General features: G+C 66.9%; 3 protein-coding genes. 2 read left to right on the top strand and 1 reads right to left on the bottom strand.

Going from position 1 to position 3,884, the window contains the following annotated elements; genetic code table 11:
* Positions 1–498: Hsp70 family protein (locus tag ACFXOM_RS16405; RefSeq protein WP_384929042.1), on the bottom strand; the 498-nt coding region annotated here is incomplete at its 3' end.
* Between the two features lie 232 nt (positions 499–730).
* On the opposite strand from ACFXOM_RS16405, the gene ACFXOM_RS16400 reads away from it, so the two are divergent.
* A complete protein-coding gene (locus ACFXOM_RS16400; RefSeq protein ID WP_384949112.1) occupies positions 731–1,270 on the top strand; it encodes a sugar transferase in 540 nt (179 codons plus the stop codon).
* 84 nt (positions 1,271–1,354) lie between these two features.
* The gene (locus ACFXOM_RS16395) at positions 1,355–3,643 is read left to right on the top strand and encodes a heterodisulfide reductase-related iron-sulfur binding cluster (RefSeq protein ID WP_384929047.1); all 2,289 of its coding nucleotides are present in this window, start codon (positions 1,355–1,357) and stop codon (positions 3,641–3,643) included.
* Positions 3,644–3,884 lie beyond the last annotated feature (241 nt).

Below are 3,884 nucleotides of genomic sequence, written 5' to 3'. Positions count from 1 at the left end.
GACGAGGATCGTCTGGTCGTCCTTGTCGAGGCCGTAGGCGAGCGCCGCTGCCGTCGGCTCGTTGACGATGCGCAGGACGTTGAGGCCCGCGATCTCACCGGCCTCCTTGGTCGCCTGGCGCTCGGAGTCGTTGAAGTAGGCCGGGACGGTGATGACCGCGTCCGTGACCTTCTCGCCCAGGTACGACTCGGCGTCACGCTTGAGCTTCTGCAGGATGAACGCGGAGATCTGCTGCGGGTTGAAGGTCTTCCCGTCGAGCTCGATCTTCCAGTCGGTGCCCATGTGGCGCTTGACGGACCGGATGGTCCGGTCGACGTTGGTGACGGCCTGGCGCTTGGCCACCTCGCCGACGAGCACCTCGCCGTTCTTGGCGAAGGCGACGACGGACGGCGTGGTCCTGGCGCCCTCTGCGTTGGTGATGACGGTGGGCTCACCGCCCTCCAGAACGCTGACGACGGAGTTAGTCGTGCCCAGGTCGATGCCGACCGCACGTGCCATTTCGATTCCTCCAGTGAACTTGAGCGGAACTGGCTCAAGGATGCCTCACCGGTCTCCCGGAGTCAACAGACCTGAGTCGAGTCGACTCAACTATGGTGCGCCACCCCTGAAAGCCCACGGCGCGGCCTGCAGCCACCCCCGCCTCCACCGTGCCATCGTTCTCCAAAGCACGCGAAAGATCACAGATACGGCAGAGAGCGCCAGAGAACGACAGAACGGTCAGGTGAGAGCCGTGCACGCCGTGCAGCCCGTCCCGTCCAAGCGCCTTCTCGATCTGACCCTCGGCACACTCCTGCTGCTCCTCACCACACCCGTGGTGACGGCGGCCGCATGCTGGGCCGCCCTCCGCCGGGCGCCGGGTGGGGCCTTCACCCGGGAGACCAGAGTGGGGCTGCACGGCCGGCCGTTCACCGTCCACTCGCTGCGCACCCGCCGACTGCGGCTCGACCTGGTCTCCCGACTGCCGCACGTCGTGCGGGGCGAGATGTCCCTGGTCGGCCCGGCGGCACTGGCTCCCGACGACCCCCGCGCGGCCGCGCGCTGGCGCCAGGCCGTCAAGCCGGGCCTCACCGGCCCCGCCCAGTTGCGCCGCCGATCGGAGCTCCCGTGGGAGGAGGCGGACATGCTCGACCTGCACTACGTGGAGCACCATTGGATCGGGCTGGATCTCGCCGTCCTCCTGCGCACGATCCCGACCCTCCTGGCGCGTCCCGCTCAGGGTGACCTGAGCGACGCAGATCACCGCCCACCTGGCTACAGTGCAGCGGAATAAGTGGGTAGTCTCAGCACGGACTGGATAAGTTACCGCTTAGTAAGTGTTGAGTTCCCCACCCTCGCAGGCCCGAGGAGCCCCCAAATGCAACTCGCCGCGATCATTGTGTCGCTGGTCCTGACCGTGGTCGGCGTTGCGCTCATCGCCCGAGCCGTCGCGCAGATCTACCGGTTCGTGAAGCTCGGTCAGCCCGTGCCTGCGGGCAGCCGCACCGACAATCCCAAGGCACGCACGGTCACTGTGGTCAAGGAGTTCCTCGGCCACACCCGGATGAACCGCTGGGGGATCGTGGGCTTCGCCCACTGGTTCGTCGCCATCGGCTTCCTGACGCTGCCCCCGACGCTCGCCCAGGCGTACGGTCAGCTCTTCCAGGCCGACTGGACCCTGCCGATCATCGGCGGCTTCCTGCCGTTCGAGATGTACATCGAGTTCATCGGCCTGATGACGGTGGTCGGCATCGTCGTCCTCATGGCGATCCGGCTGCTCAACCTGCCCTCCCGGGCGGGACGCAAGTCGCGGTTCGCCGGCTCCAAGGCCTGGCAGGCGTACTTCGTCGAGTACGTGATCCTCACCATCGGGCTCGCGATCCTGATGCTGCGCGGCCTCGAGGGCGCCATCCACGGCGTGGACCACTACGAGGCGGCCTACTTCGTCTCCTACCCCCTGGTCGTCGCGCTGAAGGGCCTGAGCGTCCCGACGCTCCAGACACTGATCTACCTGACCGCGATGATCAAGATCGGCGTCTCGCTGATCTGGATGATCACCGTCTCGCTGAACACCAACATGGGTGTGGCCTGGCACCGCTTCCTCGGCTTCCCCAACATCTGGTTCAAGCGGAACGCGACGGGTGAGACCGCGCTCGGCGCCCTGCAGCCCATGACGTCCGACGGCAAGCCGATCGACTTCGAGGACCCGGGCGAGGACGACGTCTACGGCGTCAGCCAGGTCGAGCAGTTCTCCTGGAAGGGCATCCTCGACTTCTCCACCTGCACCGAGTGCGGCCGCTGCCAGTCCCAGTGCCCGGCCTGGAACACCGGCAAGCCGCTCTCCCCGAAGCTGCTCATCATGTCGCTGCGCGACCACGCGCACGCCAAGGCCCCGTACCTGCTGGCCGGCGGCGGCAAGACCATGGAGGGCGACGAGAAGGCTTCAGAGGAGCAGCTGAAGGACGTCCCCGCCGCCGCCCTCGCCGAGGCCGAGCGCCCGCTGATCGGCACCGCCGAGGAGAACGGCGTCATCGACCCGGACGTGCTGTGGTCCTGCACCACCTGCGGCGCGTGCGTCGAGCAGTGCCCGGTCGACATCGAGCACATCGACCACATCGTCGACATGCGTCGCTACCAGGTCATGATCGAGAGCTCCTTCCCGTCCGAGGCGGGCACGATGCTCAAGAACCTGGAGAAGAAGGGCAATCCCTGGGGCCTGGCGAAGAAGCAGCGCGTCGAATGGACCAAGGAGGTCGACTTCGAGGTCCCGATCGTCGGCAAGGACGTCGAGGACCTCACCGAGGTCGACTACCTGTACTGGGTCGGCTGTGCCGGCGCCCTGGAGGACCGCGCCAAGAAGACCACCAAGGCCTTCGCCGAGCTGCTGCACATCGCGGGCGTCAAGTTCGCGATCATGGGCGGCGAGGAGAAGTGCACCGGTGACTCGCCCCGCCGCCTCGGCAACGAGCCGCTGTTCCAGCAGCTCGGCCAGGAGAACGTGGCGATGCTGAACATGGCGTTCGGCGAGTCCTTCGACGAGGACGGGAAGGTGGACGAATCGACGAAGAAGCCCAAGGCCTCGAAGAAGATCGTCGCGACCTGCCCGCACTGCTTCAACACCATCGCGAACGAGTACCCGCAGCTCGGCGGCGAGTACGAGGTCATCCACCACACCCAGCTGCTCCAGCACCTCGTCGACGAGGGCAAGCTCATCCCGGTGACACCGGTCGAGGGGCTGATCACGTACCACGACCCCTGCTACCTGGGCCGCCACAACAAGGTCTACACGCCGCCGCGCGAAATCATCGCCAAGGTGCCGGGCCTGCGGAACGAGGAGATGCACCGCCACAAGGAGCGCGGCTTCTGCTGCGGCGCCGGTGGTGCCCGCATGTGGATGGAAGAGCGGATCGGCAAGCGCATCAACACCGAGCGGGTGGACGAGGCGCTGTCGCTCGACCCGGACATCGTCTCCACGGCGTGTCCGTTCTGCCTGGTGATGCTCTCGGACTCGGTCAACGGGAAGAAGGGCGAGGGCAAGGCGAAGGAGTCGCTCCAGGTCGTGGACGTGGCGCAGCTGCTGCTCGACTCGGTGAAGACCCCGGTGGAGCCGGACGGCACGGACGAGCCCACCTCGGCGGACGAGCCGGAAGCGCAGCCGGCCAAGTAGCCGCCGGCCCCGTCCCGGTCACGATCGACACCGAACCGACGGGACGGGGGACGGTCACCGGGCGATCGGGTGAACGAAGGAACCGGAACCCGTCTCGCAGACGTCTACGGTGATGCCTACGGCACGAGGAAGCGGCCGGACCTGCCTCGGGGGCAGGAAAAGGCGCTTCCCCGCTCTTCCAAAAAGCAAAGACCCCAAAAACCAACACGTCGGCCCTCAAAAGAGGGGGCCCAGGGACGAA

It is taken from the genome of Streptomyces sp. NPDC059169 (assembly GCF_042755225.1).
Lineage (GTDB): Bacteria > Actinomycetota > Actinomycetes > Streptomycetales > Streptomycetaceae > Streptomyces.
The sequence above is the reverse complement of the archived record's forward strand: the minus strand, read 5'-3'. Positions and strand labels throughout refer to the sequence as shown.